The organism is Pantoea sp. Cy-640, assembly GCF_011752635.1.
In the GTDB taxonomy this organism is placed as follows: Bacteria; Pseudomonadota; Gammaproteobacteria; order Enterobacterales; family Enterobacteriaceae; genus Pantoea; species Pantoea dispersa.
On record NZ_VWXB01000009.1, the window covers coordinates 146,846 to 168,786 of the forward strand.

The window sequence follows — 21,941 nt, forward strand, 5'->3', positions numbered from 1 at the left end:
CCGAAGGGGGCCGTGCGACAGGAAGTCGTCTAACATATTGTTTTACATTGATAAAACCAGCTATTCCATTAGCTGTAGCCTACCGGAACAGGCGTTGCTGGCAACGGCGAGGTCTGAAGCTTCCGGGACAACGAGATCGGGCGTCAGCCCGGGGAGGATCCCGTGAGGGAGCCTCCCTTGCTGCAAGCATCATGCGGCTGGATTGCAAGGCTGGTCAGAAGGGTTAACACATGTGAACTGTTGATAAACACCGTTATCGGCAACAGGCCAAAGATGCTGAAAGGCCTGAACCAAAAGGTATGAGATCGGGTTGCTCCAAGGGCCCCCCAGAGCACATGGACATTGAGATCTCCGGTGAATAGACAGAGCCCGCCCTGACTTTTTGTATGTTAAGCGGAACCTGGTAAACCCGTATCGCTGCCTGATGGCAGGTGAACCGTGAGGAACACTGTTGGCGGTGCGGGCAGAGGAGGACGGAAAAAGCAAATGCCTGATGGTAATCATCAGGATATGGAGCGGTGCATGCTTCGACGCGAAAGCGGGCAGACTTCCGTCTGGTCTTTAACTGCATGAGATACTGTAAAACTTTCAACAGGATATCAGCGAGATGAATACACACGACAGTGTGTCCACGATACCCCGCCCGGCAGGCTGGCACGCCATTGACTGGCGAGCCAGCCATGCCCGGGTGCGAAAGCTACAGCTACGGATTGCAGAGGCAACCCGACAGCAACAATGGCGGCGTGTCAGGGAACTGCAGCGCATTCTCACGCGTTCATTCTCCGGCAAAGCCGTTGCTGTCAGACGTGTCACTGAAAACAGCGGGAAAAGGACGCCCGGCGTGGATGGCAAAACATGGAGCACCCCGGATGAAAAATGGAAAGGGATGGTCAGTCTGAGCCCGCTGGGCTACAGACCACAGCCGCTCAGGCGCATATATATCCCAAAATCGAATGGTAAAAAGCGCCCGCTGGGGATCCCGACAATAAGGGACAGAGCCATGCAGGCGCTGTGGTTACTGGCACTGGAGCCGGTGGCAGAAACCACGGCTGACAATAACAGCTATGGTTTCAGGCCCATGCGCAGTACTCATGATGCCATCGAGTCTATATTTCACCGGATGAGCCAGAAAGTATCCCCCAAATGGGTACTGGAAGGCGATATCAAAGGGTGTTTTGACAACATCAGCCATGACTGGCTGCTGTCCAATATACCAATGGACAAGCGGATCCTCAGGAAATGGCTGAAAGCCGGATATATGGAAAAAGGCGTCTTCTTTGACACCAGAAGCGGCACTCCGCAGGGAGGCATTATCTCTCCCCTCCTCGCCAATATGGCACTCGACGGGCTGGAGGGAGAACTGATGCGCACATTCAGGAAGAGTAAGCATTACGGGGCAAAACATCAGGTGAACTATGTGCGCTATGCCGACGACTTCATCTGCTCAGGGATCTCCCGCGAGCTGCTGGAGAATGAGGTTAAACCCCTGATAGCAGCGTTCATGCAAAAGCGGGGGCTCGTGCTGTCTGAGGAAAAAACAGCGATAACGCATATAGAAGAAGGCTTCGACTTTCTGGGGCAGAACGTCAGAAAATACGGCGGCAAGATGCTCATCAAGCCTGCTAAAAAGAATCTGAAAAACTTCCTGAGCAAAGTCAGAAGAATAATTAAAGACAATCCGACACTTCCGGCATGGAAACTGATAAACCTGCTCAATCCGGTGATCCGTGGATGGGTGACTTATCATCAGCATGTCGTGGCCAAAGATATCTTTAATTACGTCGATACCCAAATCTGGCGGGCAATATGGCGATGGTGTAAACGACGGCATACACGTAAAGGCCGGCGCTGGATCGCAGATAAGTATTTCACCTTCGGGGACAAACGCTGGCTGTTCAGCGCAGCGACCCCGGAGGGTAAAATACTGCAACTCACCCGCGCGATGGATACCCCCATCAAACGCCATATCAAGATCAGGGGCGACGCGACACCTTACTCGCCCGGCATGGAAATCTACTTTGAGCGGCGTCTGGACCTGATCTGGACCGGAAAGCTGAAGAAGATGAAAACCGTGGCGGCACTGTGGAAACGTCAGGGTAAGTGCTGCCCTCGTTGCAGACAACTCATCACCAACCAGACAGGCTGGAATATACACCACCGGATCAGGAAGGTGATGGGCGGGAGCGACGATATGTCTAATCTTGAGCTGCTACATCCCAACTGCCACCGTCAGTTACACAGCAGGGAAACCGGTGCCCATAGCAGGCATCTATAAAGGCTTGAGCGGTATGCGGGGAAACTTGCACGTACCGTTCTTAGGGGGCGGCGGCGCAGTAATGCGCTGCTGCTACCCGACATGGCCCGTGACGTGTGGGTGTGTATTATTTCAGGAGGGAAATGGCAGAAGCACAGCAGCAGGAGCAAAGAGAGCAGGACAACCCGACGTCTGTCTCACATGAGTAAGCGCACGCGACGGAAGAAAGCCGGTGCGTCAGCACAGGGTTTTTACCGGCTTAGCCGTGGGGTTTATCCCTGCGCGCGCGTCCTGATGCGGTACAGCGAAACCGCCACGATGGCCGCCCCCATTATTATGGCCAAAAGCGGCAGCAGCAGCCCGTGGGATGCAGAGTACAGCATGTCAGCGCCTGCCGGTCCGCCCGCCGCCGGGTCTGCCAGCAGGTTCATTGCGCCCCACACGCACAGAAACACGCCGCCCACCGGAACGGTCAGTGCAAGGAGTTTGATCACTACCCAGTCACCTGCGGGCTGTGGATGCTTTGAAGCCAGCAGGCGCGCCAGCACGAAGCACATCGCGTAGCCGCACCAGTATGTAAGGCTTATATCGCCCGGCACCACGAACCGGAAGGTCAGCGCATAACCCAGGCTCAGCAGGGAACCCAGCATTAAAAAACTCATCATTGTCTCCTCATGCGCCGTGCGGTCAGGCAGCATTGAAATTAAAATGTTTTGCAGGTGTTTTGCCACTTAAAGATGGCCGGTGCTATAGTTTACATCGGGAACAATGGAAGTTTCCTCAAAGTCAGCTGTAAAACTGCCCGGCACTGCCGTAGCGGGCGGTGAAAGGAGGCAGGGGCGCTTGTCCCCTGCCTTTTTTCGTTTAGTCTGTGACCTTCCGGTTATAGACCACCTTCCAGTCATGGTACGCCGCGCAGTCGCGCAGCGATTCAATGCGCACCACGTTCTCCGCCACGCCGTTCATCATCAGCACGCGCTCGATGCCCGTAAACCAGTCCTCCGCCGGGTTGAGCGGGAACCACAGGTTGCTGTTGATGCCGCTCAGCAGCGGATCGTTGCAGATGTGGATACCCCGCCCGTATCGGGTTTCGCTGCCGGTCACAATCAGTTCGCCGCGCAGCTCGCGCGTGACGGCGCAGCGCGCCAGTTCTGTGGCTACGTCATCCCAGCACCACTCTTTGTCCTCCGGCACCGGCAGCTCGACGCAGCGCAGATGCTTGTTGCCCGCCCGGGCGGTGCGCTGTGCGAGCCCCAGCACCGACGGTTCGTTACTTTCGCCATCCGCACCGGTGAGCCAGAATCCGTTGTAATAAAAGGCTTCGTCGCCGTTGTCCAGGCGGATAAAGCAGAATTCGCCCAGCGCGCGCGTGATGTCGGCCTGCGTCACCTTTTGCTGCGCCGCGTCCGGGGACAGGGTGTTTTGTACGCTCATGACTGTACCTCCAGCTGCTGACGCACGGCGCGCATGAAGTGCGGCCAGCTGCTGAACGTCATTTTCGGGACGCGCACGCCGCGACCGCTGTTAAAGCCTTTTACAAACGCCTGCGCCTGTGCGACGATTTGCGGGTCAAAATTCATAACTACACCTCTAGTGTTGGTTTTGATGAGGTCGCCAGTTGCGTCTGGTGACCGTTGAGAAGGCAGGGGCAACCCTGCCTTTTTTACGTCTGTGTGTCGTCGGGCTCCATGCGGAGGCTGATATCCGTCAGGCGTGCCGCCAGTGCGCCGCTCGCCCGCCCCCAGATCACTTCGCCCCGGCTGCCGAACTGCGCGTGCACGATATGGCTCGCCACAATCCACGCGCGAAACGAGGACAGCGGCAGTGCGCTGTCCTGCACGGTATCGGCAATCTGCTGCGCCATGTCGTGCAGCGTGAGCCGCAGGTGCTCGTGCTCCTCGCGGGCGCTGAGGCGGTGCTTTCCCAGCTCCGTCAGGGTCGCCAGACTTTCTGCCAGGCCCGGCGTCAGGCCCGGGATTTCTGACTGCGTGGCCGCCAGCGTGGCGGCGGTATACGGTTCTTTCATCGTGTCGCTCCTTTAGTCAGTTTCCGGTGTGTCATTGCCGGTTTCAGTGCACGTTCGCCACGTGCATCACATGGCCGTTCCCCCATGTTTTGGGAGATTCTGGCGTGGCGGTTTTGACGTTGACGTTGTGTGTGTTCATGGCATTTCTCCTGCTCAGGTGGGTTGTCATGTTTCGGTCGATCCAGTCGCGGCGAAGGGCAAAGGAGCAACGACGAAGAGAGGGCATAAAGGGGCGACGACGAAAAGTTTTTGCGGCACCAGGCAAAAAGTTTTTGGCGGCGTGCACTTCACCCCTTTCTGCCTGAACCGGCGGTGCTACGAACGGCCCTCCGCGCCTGGACTGACCGGAACAGGTCCGCCGCGCGCGAAAACGGCAAGAACACACCCCGGACGGCTTTGCCGGTCCGGTCCTCAGCGGCCACGGCTTTATGTGGCCAGTGAACACGACGGCGCAGCCGTCTGCAGCCGTTGCCCCTGGACATCAGCCCGAAACCGCTCGCGGCCGAAACCCGCAGGGGTTCGGTGGCGCTTGGCGGCTTTGCCGCTTAGCGACATAGGGCTCGACGACCCGGCTTGCCGGGAAGCCGAAGGTGGCCCCTGCTTTTGCTTTTGCTGTTAATTAGCCATGACCTTAAGAGCTCTTAAATATAACGACTCTTACTGCGAAGAAATAAAACCTTTAAGGTCTCGTGAATATTGGAAATCTGCACAAAAGACTTTATGGTTTTTAGCGGAAAGCTTAAAAGACTCTGAGTTCTGGGAGTCAGAGTTTTATTATTTCAGTAGGCTTAGGCTTTCTGTAATTTTCACGACAGAAGATCACACTTACTTGCGATCCCAGGGGGGGGTCACTTAAATGATATAAATATCAACAACATAAAACCACGCCCGATAATCTCAGGCGTCCTGATGTGTCACCTCGCAAATCATCTCGTCCCCTTGCATCCACGTAGTCAGCTTTTCACCGGACAGCAGTTTTTGTGTGATTCTTGCGCCTTCCTCGTACATTTTCATAAAATCATCAATATAAAAAGTGACGCCATTAAATTCTGCGAAAGGCGGGCGCTTTTCATCCATGGCATATTTATTAGTTTGCATCAGATATCCTTTAATTAATTTTGGCGCACATCCTGACTGATTACATATATAAATTCAAGCTGGTTTTAATATTTGCTTAACCGGTGTTGTCTGTCCTGATACCGGCGCGGCCACCGCTGGCGTCAGCCAGGGGTGGCCATGGGGTTTACGCGCGCTCAGACGGGTCCGCTGCCGGATGTTGAATCCCTCCATCGTCAGCCCGCATTGCATGGTGGGGCGGCGGTAACACCGCCCGCGTAGTTAATCAGTCCAGCGCGCGGAAAATCGCGTCTGCTTCGTGATGTTCACCGGCGTACTTCATCAGCTGCCGGTGGCGTTCGCAGTAGTGTGCGCAGAGTTCTTCTTCATCGTGTCGGTCATACATCCAGCTCCTGTGATTGAGAACCAGCGCGGTGACGATGATCCCCGCCGCCTCCGCGCTTACGTCCAGCTCGCTGTAATTGCCCGGATTTGAAAAGTGCCAGCGCGCTTCCCCTTCCGGCTTCATAAAGCCGCCGCCGCCGGGCAGCTGCGCGAACTCCCATACGCCGCCGTCATAGTCGCTGAGAAAGCGATCGGCATACTGGTATATGTTGAGTTCGGCGCGCATGAAATCGCCGGCAAAAAGCATCGGCAGAAAGCGCATTTTCACGTAACCGTCCAGGATTTGCGCCGGCTGGGGCGCGTGCAGTGCTGTGTTCATCAGAAACCTCCGCAGTCAGAGTGGATAACCGTTCCGGCCTGTGCCGTGACTGAATGACAGCCCGGCGAAAAGCGGAGTGTTCAGGAGCGACGCCGCAGGCCGCAGCGCAAGCGAGCGGGAGGCGGGATAACGGACGGCGGCGACGCGAAGCATGAGCGGAGGCGCGACGGGAGTGAGCCCGCCGGAGCGAGTGCGAACGGGCGAGGACGGCGAGCGAAGCGATCTCTTGAACACGCAGCGGCCGGGCTAAAGTGAAGTCACGGCACCGGCCGCAGACCGCACGTTTTTCCTCCCCCGCCGCAGGCGGCATGAAAGCGGCGCGCAGCAACATCCTTTTCCTCTCAGTCCTGTCCACAGCCGGCGTGCATATCAGCGCCGGAACCCTGTGGATAAACGAAGCCCCGCCACGCGCCGGCAGGGCTTTTGAAAAATGGTTATTTTTTAGCCATATTAGCGATAGTGTTTCCGGATCTGCGCCGCGCGCCGGTAGAGTTCCACCAGGTCGTTGTCGATTCCCTCAATGAGTAAGCCGGTCATGCGCTGCTCCAGGCTGGCGCCGTGCCAGAGGTGGCGCGCTGTCATGTCGCGCAGCCGCAGATGAAACTCATAAAGCGATTCTTCCAGGTCTGCCACGTCGTCGGCCAGCGCGTTTTCAGGGGTTTGCGTATTCATATTTTTCTTCTCCGTAATGATCAGGCGGCGCGCGCGCTGCGCCGGGCGTAAAGGCGGCGCAGGCCGGCGGCGTGGTAATGCTCCAGCAGCTCGATACCGATCTAGCGACGCCCGCACTCCTGGGCGGCCACACAGGTCGAACCGCTGCCGGCAAACGGATCCAGCACAATGGCGCCCGGCTGCGTAAAGGTTTCAATCAGCGGCCGCAGGATGCTGAGCGGCTTCTCGGTCGGGTGGTGGCGGTTGCCGGTGTATTCCCATGCCATCACGTCCGGCAGCGGTTTTGCCGGCAGCGGCGGGCGCCCCTTCGCCAGCAGGTAGGCACTTTAATGCTGATAGCCGACAAAGGCCGACTTTGAGGCGTAGGGCTTGGTGAAAACCAGGTGACCGACAACGCGAAAACCCGCTTCCTTCCAGGCCTGCATGAACGTGTCCACGCGGTTCCAGCCGTAGAAACTGACCGCCAGGCTGTTATCTTTCAGCACCCGGTACATTTCCCGGCTCGCCGGCAGCACCCAGTCGCCGTTTACGTCATTCGCAATGGTGCGCCCGGACCGGTCTTTAAAGCCGACCAGGTACGGCGGATCGGTGAGAATGAAATCAATGCTTTTGTCCGGAAAGCCGCCAATAACCTGTACGCTGTCGCCGTGCATGAATCGTGACATTGCTGTGCTCCTGTGGATGAAGGGGGCACCCCTCTGGTGCCGTGACCTCCACAAAGCCGGGCGACCAGCTGAGCAAACAGGGGCGGACGCGCAAGCCGCACGCGCCGCCGGAGCGGACTGAATGTCCCGCGCACGGCGGGGAACGGGTGAGCACTCCGGCGACAGCTCCCTTATATGCCGGGAAATATCTAAACTGACTATGCTGGTCTGGCGAGGTTCGTGCAGCAGGTGAAGCTTCCGGGGCGTATGAGCCCGTAAACAAGCGAGTGCGCACGGACTGAGCCACTCATCATTAGCCCGGACAGTTGTCTGAACCAAATTCGTATCGTAAGGAGGGGCACCATGAGTCAGCCGGATTTGCAGTACATTGGTATTGATGTGGCAAAGGCCACGCTGGACGTGGCTGCTACAGACGAGATAATTCCTTTCACAGTCAGTAATGACACTGAAGGTTTCAAGATAATTACTGACAAGATCAGCGGACTTAATATTTCGTTGATCCTGATGGAGGCCACCGGTGGTCTGGAGGCGCAGGTTGCGGCGTATCTGCATTCAGAAGGCTTTGAAGTCGTCATCATCAACCCGCGACAGGCACGCGATTTTGCACGAGCCATGGGTCATCTGGCGAAAACGGACCGGCTGGATGCCGCCTTGCTGGCACAGCTTGCGCGCGTAATTGACAACCACCCTGACCGCAACCGTTATATCCGGCTGATGCCGGACGCGGCCAGAAAGGCCCTTACGGCACTGGTCGTAAGACGCCGTCAGCTGAATCAGATGCTCGTAGCGGAACGTAACCGGCTTTATCCCTCCCACCCTGATAGCCGTGATAGCATCAGCCGGGTCATGCAGGCCCTCGAGGCAGAGCTTGCCCTTGTGACCCGCATGATGAATCGTCAGGTTAGGCAACATTTCCGGGAGCAGGCCTGCCAGCTGACCAGCGTGAAGGGCGTAGCGGAAATCACCGCTGCCACCCTGCTGGCCGAACTGCCGGAGCTGGGCACCCTGACCCGCAGGGAAATCAGCGCCCTTGTCGGTGTCGCCCCCGTTAACAGGGACTCAGGAAAAATGCGGGGAAGACGAACGATTTTTGGCGGAAGGGCCGGCGTGCGGTGCACGCTTTACATGGCGGTAATAACCGCCATTCAGTTTAACCCGGCTATCAGGGCCTTTTATGTCAGGTTGGTCGAAGCGGGTAAGGCAAAAAAAGTGGCGCTGGTTGCCTGCATGCGTAAGCTGCTGACCATCCTGAACGCCATGGTCAAAAGCGGTATGTACTGGGAGGATCATTTCATGCCACCCCCGACAATTCAGTGAGTTAAAAAAACAATTCAGTTCTGAGATAGATGTCATCAGAGCTTTATTAATGCCGCTCTGAAAAATTTTTGCGGGGTCATCAGGGCCCTGCCGGTCATGGTTGTATCCGAAACCTCAACTGCGTAATGCTGCTTTAGCCCCATCATGGGTCCAGTCATGTCGGTAAAAGAACTAATAAACCAGATGTCAGCTCAGGTAACATCAGTCTTCTGAAGCGACCATTGAAAAAAATTCATCGGCCTGCTGTGAAATCGGGTTTCACCGTCGAATAATGAACACTTCAACGTTTATGTACGTTGATGAGACAAAAAGTTTGTAACCGATACCACTGATCGGGTGATGTTCTCTCCCTCAGAAAGGGAGTTGTGAATCGCCACGCCGCAGGCTCAGTTATCAGGGGCTTTACAAGACAGGCTACCTATTCAGTTAATCTTTCTTGTTACTTTCAATCAGTGAATCCAGAAACTTTCTCTGCTTATCATTCAAATCAAGAGATTTTACTTTATCACGAATGCTTTCACTGCTTTTATCTGTGGGCTGTGATGGTTTTCTTTTATCAGGTTGTGCCCCATAAACGAACGCAGCGATAATGCTCCCCCATACCAGAACACAAAAAATTAACATAGAAATCCAGGCAGTTCTGCGACTCACTTTCATCATCTATTCCAGTAATCGTTAAGAAAACATAAGACAATTCTGATGCGAGCCGGTTCTATGTGTAAGCGATTACAGTGATATGTGCTGTATCTATAATAACCCTGACCTGATAACAAGATTTACCACTGAAATAGTTTCAGCATGGAGTGATATGCATATAACCTGTAAGCCAATGATATTTTTCTGACCGCATTCTGGAATGAGTCGCTGACAACACACACTGCTATTGAGCACACCTTTCAGGGATTTTTTGATGCTACCCTGAAAAAGTTCTGCAGCGCCATCAGTGCTCTACCGGTCATGGCTATCTCCGATACCATCACGGCGTCATGCTGTTTCAGCCAGGCCAGGAAGACGGGGTCACTCATGAAGGGGCTGAACGTACCATAAGCCAGCTTCAGATGCGTCAGGTTGTTGGCCCACACGTCCAGAGAACGATACTCGCCCTCACTCAGTTGCGTAAGTAACTCATCCGTTTGCGCTTTGATTCCTGTAATGCGCCGGTACTTTTCATGCATGCGTTTCCGGATCTCTAAGTGATTGTTTTTGCACCTGACGTACAGCCTGTTCGCCACTCAGCGGCGTGTGCTCACGTGAGGACGGCAGCAGTGAATCCCGGTTCAATACAGCCGCCCTCTTCTCACAGGCCTTATACCCTGAAGGCCTCGACCATTCCGCGTAAAGCGTGTGCCTGCGCAGACAGTGACTGTGAGGCAGACGAGGATTCCTCAACCAGCGCAGCGTTATTCTGGGTCACCCCGTCCATCTGACTGACGGCAATGCTGACCTGGGAGATACCCTGCATCTGCTCGGATGAAGCCAGTGAAATATTATCCATGGACTCTGCCAGCTCGCCCACCATACTGACAATTTTCATTATGCTGTGCCCTGCATCTGCTGCTGCGACTACGCCGCTATCAACGACACTTACTGCCTCCGCCATCAGTTGTTTGATGTCATGCGCGGCATCCGCACTACGCTGTGCAAGCGTCCTGACCTCACCCGCCACAACGGCAAATCCCCGCCCTTCTTCACCTGCCCGTGCGGCCTCCACTGCGGCGTTTAAGGCCAGAATATTTGTCTGGAAGGCGATGCTTTCAATTACAGATGTAATATCCCGCACCTTCGCGGCGCTAACTGATATGGCACTCATTGTTTCTGACATGCGCTGCACATCTGTGCCGCCTGAACGGGCAACCTGCGCTGCTTCACGGGCTGAACCAGCTGTCTGCTGTGCGCCCGCAGTATTGCTTTTCACTGTAGCGGTAAGCTGCTCCATGCTGGCGGCCGTTTCCTGCAGCGCGGCCGCCTGCTGCTCGGTACGCGAAGAGAGCTCAGTATTCCCCTGCGAAATTTCATCCGCAGCCAGCGCCACGGAGCCGGCGGAATCCTTTATCTGAGAGATAAGCCCCCGCAGGTTTGTCTGCATACCATTCAGTGAAGCCAGCAGGCTTGTTTTATCATTGCGCCGCAGAATGACCTGACTCGTCAGGTCGCCAGAAGCGATTGCTGCTGCGAGTATTTCAGCATCTTTTGGTTCCCCGCCTAACTGGCGCATCAGCGCCCTGACTATCATAAAAATGGTCAGAAAAGAGAACAGGACTGAAAGAGTCGTGAGTGAAAGAAGCAACACGGAAGCCTCACGTACAGATGCGCTGTTAACAGCTACCGTGTCCCGGCTCAGCTTATTCTGGACATCGGTCAGCCCGTCCAGGGCATCTGACAGCACCTGCTGAGCCGGGCGCGCCGTGTTCAGCAGATAGTCAGCGGCTTTTTCTGACTGGTTGTTGTCCATCCCCATTTTTCCTGCAACTGTCAGCGTGTTAAGAGCGGTACTGTCTGAGGACAGGATACGGTCTAACGCTGATTTTCCTTGAGGGGAAGCGTTATGCATCATGCTGGTAACAAGCTGATCGCGTTCCTTAAGATACTTTTCATGTAAATCACTGACCTTTTGCCATTCTTTTTTCTCCTGCTCAGTGTCTTTGAGCAGGACGATGTCTCTGACTGAAACTGCCATGTTATTAACAGCAGCACGCATGTTCAGGACAAGCGTAAGGCGCCTCATTTTGTAATTTACCGTATCTTCCATGCCTTGCCGGGACTCACTGAGCGCGTGCAGAGACAGGCCGGTGCAGATTAAAAAGCAGATAACTAAAAGGCCGTAGCCTGAGAAAAGACGAACCGATATTTTCATTTTTTTTCCTGGTGGGCGGGAGAACAACTCCTTTATCGGCCTGTAGCCAGATACTAACAGCTTTGATGAGTTACGAACTGTTACTACCTCTCTCAGCACAGTTGCTTGTTTGCGAGGCCGCCCGGCTACCGTGAGGGCACGGCACTTTACGCCCGCCGTTTACCGGCCGCAGGACGGGAGACGGCATAAGCGTGGAGCGAAGCGACGTCATCATTATCTTTCCCGTGAAAAGCGCCGCCCGCCGGGCGGCCGCCTGAGTCGTCGTTTTCAGCCCCGGAAATCAGGCCAGTGGCAACCGCACCGGTCGCTCACCACGGGTGCCAGAAGCGTACCGGTCACTTCCCACTCATTCAGAAAATGGAGGCCGGAAAGTGTCGCTGCCTGCTGCGCATCAAGTTGCAAGAGAGACTTCAGCCAGACGTCATTGCCGTCAAAGCGCCAGTAACAGCCTTCACTCTCACGGGGTTCGCCCTTCCACCACGTACGGCCCATGAGCATGCAGCCCGCCTCTGCCAGCTGCTCATCCGGTGACAGGATGAGCATATGCTCCTCTGAGCATATGCCCTGCCACTCTGCTTGAAAGGAAGCCAGCCAGGTGTTCACTCTTTTTCCTCCCGTTTTGCCAGAACCGTGTCAGCGCAGTGGCGCAGGAAGTACCAGCTGAGACTGATATCCGCATCGAGCGTGGCATCGGCCAGCGCGATCGTGGTCAGCACCTCATCGGACGTCAGCTCCGGTGCCACGTCTTCGAAATCATCGGCTACCCACAGGTGCACTACGCAGGGTGTGTCTGGTGCAAAACACTGCAGCTGTTCGGCCAGCTGGCCAGTGGTGAGAGGGTGATTCATGGTTACTCCGGTTACAGGTTGCACGGCATCAGCGCCGTGACGTCACGGCAGCCGGGTCACTGCGGAGTACGCAGGGTCGAGGGACGAAGCCGCACGCGCCGCCGGAGCGGACTGAATGTTCCGCGAACGGCGGGGAACGGGTGAGTCATGAGGCGAAGCTGCCTTGCGGACGAAGCGGCCCGGCTAAGGTGAAGTCACGGCGCAGCCCGACGGTCAGGAGGGAGGTACACAGGCAATTCATGCTGTACAAGTTGTGAGATAAGCTGCCATATCTGGTAAAGAGAAGCGGCGAGGTATCTTCATCAAGGGCTGCTTTGTGCCAATAGCGGACATTGGCTACTTTAACTTGCTTTAAGACCATTACAAGGCGATTTTCTTTTGCTACTAACATGGACTCGGTAAAACGCCTATAAGACCGAACCGTTCAATCAGGCGTACTATCGGGTTATACTGAAGTCTTACTCAAAGCTTATGATCCATCGTTCGCAGCGGCTCTTATACAAAAGCGCCAAATAAAGTCTGGTCGTTACAATCTGAAGGTGCAGTATGGAATGGATTGAGGTTGCAGATTCAGCTGTAAAAATAGGTCTTACCGCCCTGATAACTTCGGTGGCTTCATATTTTTTTCTGAGAAAAAATCACAGCCACGAAGTTGATAAAGAAAATCGCGCTCTGAAGCAGGCCAAAGCAGAAGAAAGCAAGGCAAACTATAGTCAGTTTTTGACGCATTCCATAATGCTGACCCAAAAATACAGAGACGTAAGCTGTGATGCTCAAGGTTCGGACTACATTGAGTTTCTAAATATATATAACAGAATACAAATCACCTCTCCCAACTTAATTGTACTAGGGGCATATAATCTCCTGATTGCAGTAAATGAATTTATAGTTATAAGAAAGAACGAGCAGGAGTGGGAACTCTTAAAAAAACTGCGTGAGCGCATAGATCTCCGCACAGGTGAATTTCAGTGCCTAGCGAGAGAATATCTGGCCGAAATGGAAAAAAAATCAATAAGGTGTTGTTTTATATGAATATATCTAAATCTATCCTTCCTGTTATTTTCTTTCTTCTATTTACTACGATTAACGGCGTTCTATTTTATTACTCAAAGGTGACGGCGGGTGAGGCGATAACTTTTTTCACCCTGTGCGCTGTTATCAGTTTATTGATTTTTTTCTCTTCCGAGATTCAGGAGTTTTCTATCGCCGGGAACATTGTCAAGCTTAAAGAAGTCCGTAGAGATGCTGACAAGGCCATAGCTGAATTACAGGCATCACGCATCGCCATGTTCAAATTCTTACTTGAGAGCAGTAAAAAATTCAGCGGAGGATTCGCCAGTGTTTCGCCTAAAGATGAGAGGATAGATGACTTTCTCTTTTTATATGAAAATATTGAAAGCTCAGGTCTGACTAATGAGCTATCGGAAAAAATAGCAGGCTGCGCAGAATTATTCATGAAAGCACAGGTTTACAGCTGCGCAAGTAATTATACTCAGGTTGATTACAACCGCACTTATACACCTGACGAACTTACTAATGAGGCTCTGCGCAGCGAGAATATACGGACTGACAATAACCGCACTGAGGAAGAAAACCGCAGGCTAATTCTGGAAGCTGTTTCGCATTACCGCACTCTTTACGACATCCTGCAGAAGACCAAGCCGCAGTCCCCATGAAAGGGCAATGTCGTATTTGCGTCCTATCCGGGTATTCGGTAAAACGCCCATAACCCCGAATCGTATCTAACACGCATAAAAAAGCCCGGAATAACCGGGCATTAAGTGTCATTTCAGTATGTTAAAGCGGTAGAGTATTTTGTCAAAATCCTGTTTCATGCTGATGAAAAGCAGTATTTCGATATGCTCCCCATCAAAATCATAAAGCACCCGATACTCGCTTTCCACATCAAGCCTTTCACGTAACATCAATCCCCGATCAGCAAGATGGGCATTGAAGCGGTATCTTTCAGGATCTTCCATGATATTTTTTACGGAATCCATCAGCAGGTTATCGACCAATTCAGCGGCACGTTGCGCCCCGATAGTCCCGCCTTTGTATGACTCAATATCTTGCAGGCACTGCTGCGCCATCGGCGCTACTTCGATTGAATACTGTTTTGACACTTAACACCTCTCTTTTATTTTCTTGCGGCACGCAACCTCCTTAAAGCCTCTTCAGGAGACATGCCTTTGCCATCGACGATTTCCTTTTTAGCCATCATTGCCAGCTTGAAAAGGGCGTTTATATTTCTTTCTTCTTTCATTTCTCTCAGCTCTGCCTCACGTTCGGCGGCGGTCTGAATAAAAAGTTCTGCTACTCCGTTTTTCGTGACGTACATACCTCCTTCAAAATTTTGTGCATTTCCGAGACTGTCTCTGGCGAGCTTCTGGGACATGGTTTGGGTCATAGGTTATTCCTCATTTGAGATTCACTGACGAGAACAGCAATCTCATTTCCTCATTAAAGGCTTTGCTGAATTGCAAAGCGGGTTTCTCGCTAGTGCGGCGAGGGCAGCACATGTTTAGAGTATATCACTAGTGGTAGAATTGAGTACACATTTATCCACCACGGGCAGGAGGTTACAGGTTGTTTACAGAAATTCGGTAAAACCCGCATTCTGCCGAATCGCCCCGCTGCGGCGCACAACGCTACATGTTGTGCCAGTCTCAGCTGAGACGCATACCATATATAGTGATCCGGCCCTCTGCGCCGGGTCAGGCCGCGCCGGTTGCCCCGCTGCGCCATTCGGTAAAACTCCGGCAGAGGCGGGTTTCCCCGAATCAGAATTTGCGCCAGCGGAGTTTTTCTTCTTGCTTTTTTACATACTGCATAATGACGAGCTGCTGTTAGAAAATGTCATTCCAACATTAAGCCAAAGTCCGCTTTTCGCTCATAGCTGCCGTTTAGATATCGAGCATTACCGACTGTTTATCAGTAGCGCAGCTGCCCGCTTTGGACAGAAAAATCTGCCTGTCCAATCCGCTGGGGATTTATACTGACAGCTAAAGTCATCATTGAAATAGAAGGATAGAAAATGGCGGTTGAGTGGGTAGATGTGGCTGACAGTGCCGTAAAAATCGGGCTGGGCGCGTTAATCACCATTTTTGGCGGCTGGGTTACGCTGAAATTAACACACCGCCATGAAATAAGGAAAGAAGCAGTAGCTCAACGACTGCGGGATATAGATAAAAAAACAGACCGCTATATCGATTTTCTTTCTTCATCGCAAATGCTAATGCAGAAATATCTTTATGGATCATGTGATCCGGGTGGCGAGGACTACACCAATTATATGCGGTTGCATAATATTGTGAGTCTCACCTCTTCGTCAGAATTGCGAGGCTACGCGTTTGTCACTCAGGCAAAGGTATCGCAATTTATCCTTCTCAGAAAACCCAATGAAATAGAAGTGATCGATTCCTGTCGTGATGCCGCGAGAGACTCCGTTTCACTGCTTCAGGGGGTAGTGAGTGTTGAATTGCTTCAGGATAAAGCAGCACTTCAGGGTAAACCCCATGCGTGGTGGTCGATCTGGCGTAGGCAGAGCACAAACGTAGACAGAAACATCTGAACGTCCGAAGTGAATAATGCTTATGAACAACATGTTAGAATCTAAACATCAACTGACTTATCCGGCTTTAGAGGAACATGGGCGGCATTATGATTCAAAAGACATTAGCAGAACGGTTTGACGCACTTGAAGAAGACTATCAGGACGTTTTATCAACCAAATCTATTCAATTCAACCCAATGCTCAACGTGAACAAACCGTATGTAGATACAGCAAAGTACAAGACATGGGTTGGCCGGGTTAAAAAGTTACTTGAAGACAGCTACGGAAAAGACTCAGATTTTTATAATGATTTTGTTAAGGCCCAGAAGGGGTTTTACTCGACAAATCATGAAGTTTTAACCAAGCAATTAAAACCGGCCTTCGACGCCGCTAAAGCTGATCTGGCTTACGCTCTTCCATTACATTCAGGTCTATTAATTAAAGAAACCGACAGTTTAGATCTGATAATTAACGTGCTTGAAAGGTTTCCAGCGTTCTGTCGCCAGCTCAAAAAGCGACATAACGACAGCGATACCATTGAGGTGAACGACGAGTATGACGTTCAGGATCTGGTGCATGCGCTTCTCACTCTTCATTTCGATGATGTAAGACCGGAAGAGGCTTCGCCGAGTTATGCGGGTTCGTCGTCCAGACAGGATTTTTTGCTTAAGAAAGAGAAGATAGTAATTGAGGTCAAGAAAACGCGTAAGTCTCTAGGGGCAGGGAAAATTGGAGAGGAACTAATTATCGATATGGCCCGTTACCGCGCCCACCCGGACTGTGCGACGCTGGTCTGTTTCGTTTATGACCCTGATTGCTGGGTGAATAACCCGAAAGGCGTGATCGCCGATCTGGAGAGGGGAGACTCAGAAGGTAATACCAGAGTGGTGATAGCCCAGTTCTAAAACTAACGGACGTTCTTGAACAGAGTAGCGATCGTGTCCAGTGAGATCTGACGGACCCCAATGTCCGCTCAGTGCCAGAAACGGACGTTAATATCATCAGAGAAAGCCAGTCGCTCCCTGTAATACTCGCGCTACGCTTCTGACTGCTGACGCTCTACCTCTGCCGGGTTCACCGGCAGATTCAGGCGTTCTTTGTACGCGACACCGGCTGCGGCTAAATCCACGTTGATCCGATCGCGCTCTTCCCGGGGCCGGGCGGCAAGGTTATGTGACATGATAATCCCTCCTGACAAAAGTATACCGCCTATGCTGAATAGCAGGAGGGGCTTATGTGTGGACGATTTGCGCAGTACAGCAGCAGAGATGACTACTTTGACGCTCTGGGTATTAGCCCGGAAGAACTGACCCGGGATGCTGAACCCATTGGCCGGTACAACGTGGCGCCGGGGACTAAGGTTCTGTTGCTCAGTGAGCGTGACGGCGAGCTGAAGTTTGATCCTGTTTACTGGGGCTACGGTCCGGAGTGGTGGGATAAACCGCCGCTCATCAATGCCCGCAGCGAAACGGCTGCGACAGGGCGTATGTTTAAGCCCCTGTGGGAACACGGGCGGGCCATTGTGCCGGCATCGGGCTGGTTTGAGTGGAAAAAAAGCGGTGCCGGAAAACAGCCCTGTTTCATTTATCACCGAAACAGAGAGCCGCTTTTTTTTGCGGCCATCGGGAAGCCGCCTTTTGACCGGGAGCACGGGCAGGAGGGTTTCGTCATCGTCACCGCAGCCAGCCATCAGGGGATGGTCGATATACACGATCGCCGTCCTCTTGTGCTGAAGGCCGACGCGGTCCGGGAGTGGCTGAGTCATGACACTTCGCCGGCGCGCGCGGCAGAAATTGTGCGTGACGGCGCGCTGCCTGAATCCGTCTTCACATGGGATCCGGTCGCGGCAAAGGTCGGCAACGTTCACAACCAGGGGCCTGACATTATCCGGAACACCGGCGATGGCTGACAGAGTGTCCGGACATCTGCTTATGAAAGGCGCCGGTACGGGCTGCAGTTTATTTACCCCCTGGTGAAGGCGGATAAGATAATCCCGTACCGGCACCGGTTAATTTAGCACGGTGGTGTCCCGTCGCCACCGGCGGGCGCGTCAGCACCTGATTCAGCCCGCATCCAGAGTACCTGACGGGTGAGCCAGAAGCCGGGGGAGTGGAACACGGTGCCCAGCTGCTCCGCCAGCGTCTGCGTCACCGGCAGGCGCCCCGCCAGAAAAGCCCGGACGATATCGCTGTCCAGCCCGCAGCGGTCACACAGCTGCGTCACGGAGATATCGTGCTCCGTCAGAAGATAAGCGAGAAAACGTGCGGGAGAGGTGTGGCCATCCATGGATTGCCCCGGAGGCTGATGAGGAGTTTCGTCCAGATTAGAACGGTGCGTCAGGTCTGCACAACGGGTCCGGAAAAAAAATACCTGCCGTTAACTGCCAGCCCGCCACGCTCGCCGCAGTCACGGCTGAGGCGTACCGCAGCAGCGCGAGGAACGAACAGTCGTGCCGAGGAAGCGTCATTTCACCGATGCCGGCATGGACTGCTTACGCACGTTACGCTTATTCTGCATTTCACAAAACCAGCCCGGCCATAGAGCGCCGGGCTGTAACGGTATACCGGAAACGCCTCTCCACGTCTGCCGGCCCTGACCTGAGCATAGTGGCGTCACTCCGTGTCAGCCAGCCGACCTTCATAAAAATTTCCCGGCGGGTCAGCCAGATGGCTTCGCTTCGGCGCCAACCCGTTTCGCTCCCTCTTGCCAGATAATTCCGCCTCAATAATACTGTATGCATAAACAGTAATATAACAGGAGGAATTTTATGCGCGATTTACTCAGCTCTTTCGCAGTCGCACTGCAGCATGGCCGGGGCAGCAGATCATGAACCCGGGTAGCTATACCGCCGGCCTGACGCTGCTCTGGCCACCCATTTTTACGCCGAGGGTCAGGGTACCGCTTTATGCCGATCCGTGCGCCGCCGGCTTCCCCTCCCCTGCACAGGATTACGTCGAGAAAGAGCTCGATCTGAATGAATTGTGCATCCGCCGGCGCGCCTCAACCTTCTTCGTGCGCGCCAGCGGCAACAGCATGCGTGACCTGGGCCTCTGCGACGGCGACGTCATGGTGGTTGACCGGGCCGAGGAGGCCGCTCACGGCGATATCGTGATTGCCGAGGTCAACGGCGAGTTTACGGTCAAGCGCCTGCAGCTGCAGCCCAGGCTCGCGCTGCTGCCCATGAACCCGGCCTACCCGGTGATCTACCCGGAGGAGCTGCAGCTGCTCGGCGTCGTGACCTGGTTCTTTAACAGCACCCGTGCCCGCCGGAGGTGATCATGCCCATGTTTGGTCTGGCCGACGTCAACTCCTTTTACGCCAGCTGTGAGGCGCTGTTCCGCCCTGACCTGCGCGGCAGGCCGGTAGTCGTGCTGAGTAATAACGACGGCTGCGTGATCGCGCGCAGCGCCGGTGCCAAAAAACTCGGCATAAAAATGGGCGCCCCGTGGTTTCAGATCAAAAATGAGGGATATCCTGATAATATTCATGTATTTAGCTCAAATTACGCCCTGTACCACTCGTTGTCGAACAGGATCATGATGGCTCTGGAGGAAATGACGCCGAAGGTCGAGCAGTACTCCATTGACGAGATGTTCCTCGATTTAACCGGCATTGATGGCTGCGAGGACTTTGAGCACTTCGGCCAGCGCCTGCGCGCCCACGTGCTGGCCACGACCGGCCTGACCGTCGGCGTGGGCATGGGGCCGACAAAAACCCTGGCAAAATCGGCGCAGTGGGCCAGCAAGGAATGGCCGCAGTTCCGCGGGGTGCTTGCACTGACGCCGGGCAATCCGAAGCGCACCGCAACGCTGCTGGAAAACCAGCCCGTTGAGGAGATATGGGGCGTTGGCCGGCGCATCGGCAAAAAACTCAACCTGATGGGCATTGAAAACGCCCTGCAGCTGGCGCGTGCGCACCCTGCCCTCATCCGTAAAAACTTCAGCGTGGTGCTCGAACGCACCGTGCGCGAGCTAAACGGGGAATCGTGCATTCCCCTCGAGGAGTTTGCGCCGGCGAAACAGCAGATCGTCTGCAGCCGCTCTTTTGGTGAGCGCATCACGACAAAAGTGGCCATGCAGGAAGCGCTGTGTCAGTACGCCACCCGTGCGGCGGAGAAGCTGAGAAAAGAGCGCCAGTTCTGCCGGCGCATCAGCGTTTTTATCCGGACCTCGCCGCACGCGCAGGGAGAAGTCTTCTACGGCAACAGCGCCGGCGAGAATCTCACCCTACCCACGCAGGATACGCGCGACGTGATTGAGGTGGCCATGCGATCGCTCGACCGCATCTGGCTTGAAGGGCGACGCTACATGAAGGCCGGCATCATGCTCGATGACTTCACGCCAGACGGCGTCAGTCAGCTGAACCTGTTCGATGAGGATAAGCCGCGGGCCAACAGCGCGGAGCTGATGAAAGTACTTGACGGCATCAACCAGTCCGGGCTCGGCAGCCTGTGGTTTGCGGGTCAGGGCGTGAATACAGAATGGAAAATGAAACGGGAGATGTTATCCCCTGCGTGGACAACGCGCTGGAGCGATATTCCCCTTGCACGGGTGGTCTGAGATACCACGGATGTTCCGGACGTTTCAGGGTATCGGTCAGTGAGCTGCTTACCTTACTGGTTATAAAGGGGTCTTCCCCTGTTGTGGTGGCTGTTGTGGGATTTTTGCTATGCACGAACATCAGGAGGAGCTCACATGAATAACGTCGCTGTTGTCATCAGAGATTACATCTCTACTTATCCTGACCCCATCGTCATAAAGAAAGCGAGCACTGCCGTTATCAGCCATTGTGATCTTGACTATCCTGGATGGGTATGGATAAAGGCTGCCTCCGGTAAAGCCGGATGGGCCCCACAACAAATACTTACTCCCCGGGGCCCTAATGAAGTCGTTTGCCTCGAAGACTACACAGCGCATGAATTATCAGTCAGGGCCGGTGAGATGATTACTGTCATGAAGTCTCTTAATGGCTGGTACTGGGCGCTGAATAACTCTGGTGAATCTGGCTGGTTGCCAGAGGAATACGTAAGTATGGCGGGTTAAACATGGCGTTCTGAATAACCCACCATGATCAGGGAAGGCCCTTATAAAGCCAGAATTCATCCATGAGTAAGAAAGGAAGCCCCGGTTTTTTGTCCCTGAAGTAACGCCCCCGGGGCAGTCTGTCGCCAGGATGCAGCTTCCGGACCCACTCATCAAACGCGGGACGCCGCCGGCGAACGTTGCCTTTAAACATATCTGCAGACTGGGTGATTGTAGTCATTACCCTTCCCTGCCCACGGACCTGCTTAAACAGTTCATGCATTAACATTATTGACTCTCCATCACGCTGCAATCGCTCAGCGAGATTTGTTTTGCTTCCAGCTGTCGTTGGCCATAAATGCCGCGCGCGAAACGCAGGCCCCCCACAGCAGCTGAAGGCCAATTTTGATCAGCTCGCTGGCCTGCGGCAAGAAAAAGAGCGGCACGATGAACAGGGCACTCAGGAGAAAGCCCCATTCAGCGGCGCTTTTACGCTCGGGACCACTGAGTTTTGTAAGCCCGATAAAACCTGCAAATAGACGTTTAATTTTTTTCATCCCGCCCTCTGAATAAACAGTAAAAGAATATCAATAAGAAATTAAAATAAATCCATTTTAATATTAATACGAAATCAATACGGTGCTATTTTACTAGCCACCCACTTGCGTCCCTTTATCCAGCAGTTGTCGTACAGCCATTCTGATGAGTGCTGCGCGGGAAACGCCTTCATGTACAGCCAGATCGTCAAGCTGCGCGATGATGGCAGTATCAAATGTGACCGTAATCTGTTCGCGCTGTCCTTTCTTGACGCCACGCTTTTCAGGTTTTTTACCGTCCGGGGCATCATTGATAAACTTTTCAATCTGAGCCTGTTCCTGAAGGGGCACAGAAGCGGCTTTTGGTCTGGAAGTAATCGTCATATTGCATCACCTAAATATCGGGTTAATATTA

Annotated in this window: 28 protein-coding genes and 2 pseudogenes; 10 read left to right on the forward strand and 20 right to left on the reverse strand. The window is 53.7% G+C overall.

The features are described from left to right. Positions 1-607 precede the first annotated feature (607 nt). Positions 608-2,275: a group II intron reverse transcriptase/maturase gene (gene ltrA / locus F3J36_RS19835; RefSeq protein ID WP_166720370.1), complete on the forward strand. Its 1,668-nt coding sequence runs from the start codon at positions 608-610 to the stop codon at positions 2,273-2,275. A gap of 251 nt (positions 2,276-2,526) precedes the next feature. Here ltrA and F3J36_RS19840 read toward each other — a convergent pair whose 3' ends face one another. The 8 genes and pseudogenes from F3J36_RS19840 to F3J36_RS19875 all read right to left on the reverse strand — a co-directional run bounded on the left by F3J36_RS19840 (position 2,527) and on the right by F3J36_RS19875 (position 7,397). After that, positions 2,527-2,919, reverse strand: coding sequence for a hypothetical protein (locus tag F3J36_RS19840; protein WP_166720371.1), 393 nt, complete (start codon positions 2,917-2,919; stop codon positions 2,527-2,529). Between the two features lie 199 nt (positions 2,920-3,118). Further along, positions 3,119-3,688 carry a hypothetical protein gene (locus F3J36_RS19845; protein WP_166720372.1) on the reverse strand — a complete coding sequence of 190 codons (570 nt, stop codon included), beginning with the start codon at positions 3,686-3,688 and terminating at the stop codon, positions 3,119-3,121. Next, positions 3,685-3,834 carry a succinate dehydrogenase flavoprotein subunit gene (locus F3J36_RS19850; RefSeq protein WP_088518130.1) on the reverse strand — a complete coding sequence of 50 codons (150 nt, stop codon included), beginning with the start codon at positions 3,832-3,834 and terminating at the stop codon, positions 3,685-3,687. The genes F3J36_RS19845 and F3J36_RS19850 overlap by 4 nt, the downstream gene beginning before the upstream one ends. An 83-nt stretch (positions 3,835-3,917) precedes the next feature. Continuing rightward, the gene (locus F3J36_RS19855) at positions 3,918-4,280 is read right to left on the reverse strand and encodes a hypothetical protein (RefSeq protein WP_059012508.1); all 363 of its coding nucleotides are present in this window, start codon (positions 4,278-4,280) and stop codon (positions 3,918-3,920) included. A gap of 897 nt (positions 4,281-5,177) precedes the next feature. Beyond that, positions 5,178-5,378, reverse strand: coding sequence for a hypothetical protein (locus F3J36_RS19860; RefSeq protein ID WP_127835221.1), 201 nt, complete (start codon positions 5,376-5,378; stop codon positions 5,178-5,180). Between the two features lie 244 nt (positions 5,379-5,622). After that, positions 5,623-6,060, reverse strand: a complete 438-nt coding sequence (locus tag F3J36_RS19865; RefSeq protein ID WP_127835222.1) for an antirestriction protein — start codon at positions 6,058-6,060, stop codon at positions 5,623-5,625. 450 nt (positions 6,061-6,510) lie between these two features. Then, positions 6,511-6,732 carry a hypothetical protein gene (locus F3J36_RS19870; protein WP_021507962.1) on the reverse strand — a complete coding sequence of 74 codons (222 nt, stop codon included), beginning with the start codon at positions 6,730-6,732 and terminating at the stop codon, positions 6,511-6,513. Positions 6,733-6,752: 20 nt separating this feature from the next. Beyond that, a pseudogene (locus F3J36_RS19875) lies at positions 6,753-7,397 on the reverse strand (DNA methyltransferase). Positions 7,398-7,739: 342 nt separating this feature from the next. Here F3J36_RS19875 and F3J36_RS19880 point away from each other — a divergent pair. Next, complete coding sequence (locus F3J36_RS19880) at positions 7,740-8,714, forward strand: IS110 family transposase (protein WP_166720373.1); 975 nt, start codon at positions 7,740-7,742, stop codon at positions 8,712-8,714. Between the two features lie 426 nt (positions 8,715-9,140). On the opposite strand, the gene F3J36_RS19885 is transcribed toward F3J36_RS19880, so the two are convergent. The 6 genes from F3J36_RS19885 to F3J36_RS19910 all read right to left on the reverse strand — a co-directional run bounded on the left by F3J36_RS19885 (position 9,141) and on the right by F3J36_RS19910 (position 12,807). Further along, on the reverse strand, positions 9,141-9,374 hold the full coding sequence (locus F3J36_RS19885; RefSeq protein WP_166720374.1) for a hypothetical protein: 234 nt from the start codon (positions 9,372-9,374) through the stop codon (positions 9,141-9,143). Positions 9,375-9,610: 236 nt separating this feature from the next. Then, complete coding sequence (locus F3J36_RS19890; protein ID WP_166720268.1) at positions 9,611-9,889, reverse strand: hypothetical protein; 279 nt, start codon at positions 9,887-9,889, stop codon at positions 9,611-9,613. 131 nt (positions 9,890-10,020) lie between these two features. Then, positions 10,021-11,568: a methyl-accepting chemotaxis protein gene (locus tag F3J36_RS19895; RefSeq protein WP_166720375.1), complete on the reverse strand. Its 1,548-nt coding sequence runs from the start codon at positions 11,566-11,568 to the stop codon at positions 10,021-10,023. 267 nt (positions 11,569-11,835) lie between these two features. Next, complete coding sequence (locus F3J36_RS19900) at positions 11,836-12,171, reverse strand: hypothetical protein (RefSeq protein ID WP_166720376.1); 336 nt, start codon at positions 12,169-12,171, stop codon at positions 11,836-11,838. Beyond that, positions 12,168-12,416 (reverse strand): hypothetical protein, encoded by a 249-nt coding sequence (locus F3J36_RS19905; RefSeq protein ID WP_166720377.1) that lies wholly within the window; start codon positions 12,414-12,416, stop codon positions 12,168-12,170. Before F3J36_RS19905 ends, F3J36_RS19900 begins: the two co-directional genes overlap by 4 nt. 145 nt (positions 12,417-12,561) lie before the next feature. Further along, the gene (locus tag F3J36_RS19910) at positions 12,562-12,807 is read right to left on the reverse strand and encodes a hypothetical protein (protein WP_166720378.1); all 246 of its coding nucleotides are present in this window, start codon (positions 12,805-12,807) and stop codon (positions 12,562-12,564) included. Between the two features lie 155 nt (positions 12,808-12,962). On the opposite strand from F3J36_RS19910, the gene F3J36_RS19915 reads away from it, so the two are divergent. Beyond that, positions 12,963-13,448 carry a hypothetical protein gene (locus F3J36_RS19915; protein ID WP_166720379.1) on the forward strand — a complete coding sequence of 162 codons (486 nt, stop codon included), beginning with the start codon at positions 12,963-12,965 and terminating at the stop codon, positions 13,446-13,448. Continuing rightward, positions 13,445-14,092, forward strand: a complete 648-nt coding sequence (locus F3J36_RS19920) for a hypothetical protein (RefSeq protein WP_166720380.1) — start codon at positions 13,445-13,447, stop codon at positions 14,090-14,092. The genes F3J36_RS19915 and F3J36_RS19920 overlap by 4 nt, the downstream gene beginning before the upstream one ends. A 108-nt stretch (positions 14,093-14,200) precedes the next feature. Here the strand turns inward: F3J36_RS19920 and F3J36_RS19925 are convergent, their stop codons facing one another. Both F3J36_RS19925 and F3J36_RS19930 read right to left on the reverse strand, forming a co-directional pair. Continuing rightward, a complete protein-coding gene (locus tag F3J36_RS19925; protein WP_166720381.1) occupies positions 14,201-14,539 on the reverse strand; it encodes a type II toxin-antitoxin system RelE/ParE family toxin in 339 nt (112 codons plus the stop codon). 14 nt (positions 14,540-14,553) lie between these two features. Next, a complete protein-coding gene (locus tag F3J36_RS19930) occupies positions 14,554-14,823 on the reverse strand; it encodes a hypothetical protein (RefSeq protein ID WP_166720382.1) in 270 nt (89 codons plus the stop codon). Positions 14,824-15,450: 627 nt separating this feature from the next. Here F3J36_RS19930 and F3J36_RS19935 point away from each other — a divergent pair. Beyond that, a complete protein-coding gene (locus tag F3J36_RS19935; RefSeq protein ID WP_166720383.1) occupies positions 15,451-15,987 on the forward strand; it encodes a peptidase M14 in 537 nt (178 codons plus the stop codon). Positions 15,988-16,076: 89 nt separating this feature from the next. Next, on the forward strand, positions 16,077-16,874 hold the full coding sequence (locus F3J36_RS19940) for a malate dehydrogenase (RefSeq protein ID WP_166720384.1): 798 nt from the start codon (positions 16,077-16,079) through the stop codon (positions 16,872-16,874). A 134-nt stretch (positions 16,875-17,008) separates the two neighbouring features. Here the strand turns inward: F3J36_RS19940 and F3J36_RS19945 are convergent. Then, positions 17,009-17,149: pseudogene (locus F3J36_RS19945) on the reverse strand (DNA polymerase III subunit theta); the annotation flags it as partial. Between the two features lie 54 nt (positions 17,150-17,203). On the opposite strand from F3J36_RS19945, the gene F3J36_RS19950 reads away from it, so the two are divergent. After that, positions 17,204-17,878: an SOS response-associated peptidase family protein gene (locus F3J36_RS19950; RefSeq protein ID WP_166720385.1), complete on the forward strand. Its 675-nt coding sequence runs from the start codon at positions 17,204-17,206 to the stop codon at positions 17,876-17,878. A gap of 104 nt (positions 17,879-17,982) precedes the next feature. On the opposite strand, the gene F3J36_RS19955 is transcribed toward F3J36_RS19950, so the two are convergent. Beyond that, positions 17,983-18,255: an XRE family transcriptional regulator gene (locus tag F3J36_RS19955; RefSeq protein WP_166720386.1), complete on the reverse strand. Its 273-nt coding sequence runs from the start codon at positions 18,253-18,255 to the stop codon at positions 17,983-17,985. Positions 18,256-18,795: 540 nt separating this feature from the next. Here F3J36_RS19955 and umuD point away from each other — a divergent pair. From umuD to F3J36_RS19970, 3 genes are all read left to right on the forward strand, one after another. Then, entirely contained in the window at positions 18,796-19,245 is a 450-nt protein-coding gene (gene umuD, locus F3J36_RS19960) for a translesion error-prone DNA polymerase V autoproteolytic subunit (protein WP_021507970.1), read from the forward strand. An 8-nt stretch (positions 19,246-19,253) separates the two neighbouring features. Continuing rightward, the gene (gene umuC, locus F3J36_RS19965) at positions 19,254-20,528 is read left to right on the forward strand and encodes a translesion error-prone DNA polymerase V subunit UmuC (RefSeq protein WP_166720445.1); all 1,275 of its coding nucleotides are present in this window, start codon (positions 19,254-19,256) and stop codon (positions 20,526-20,528) included. Positions 20,529-20,663: 135 nt separating this feature from the next. Continuing rightward, a complete protein-coding gene (locus F3J36_RS19970) occupies positions 20,664-21,011 on the forward strand; it encodes an SH3 domain-containing protein (RefSeq protein WP_166720387.1) in 348 nt (115 codons plus the stop codon). A 296-nt stretch (positions 21,012-21,307) separates the two neighbouring features. Here F3J36_RS19970 and F3J36_RS19975 read toward each other — a convergent pair whose 3' ends face one another. Next, a complete protein-coding gene (locus tag F3J36_RS19975; protein WP_166720388.1) occupies positions 21,308-21,547 on the reverse strand; it encodes a hypothetical protein in 240 nt (79 codons plus the stop codon). 93 nt (positions 21,548-21,640) lie between these two features. Continuing rightward, the gene (locus F3J36_RS19980; protein ID WP_166720389.1) at positions 21,641-21,910 is read right to left on the reverse strand and encodes a CopG family transcriptional regulator; all 270 of its coding nucleotides are present in this window, start codon (positions 21,908-21,910) and stop codon (positions 21,641-21,643) included. Positions 21,911-21,941 lie beyond the last annotated feature (31 nt).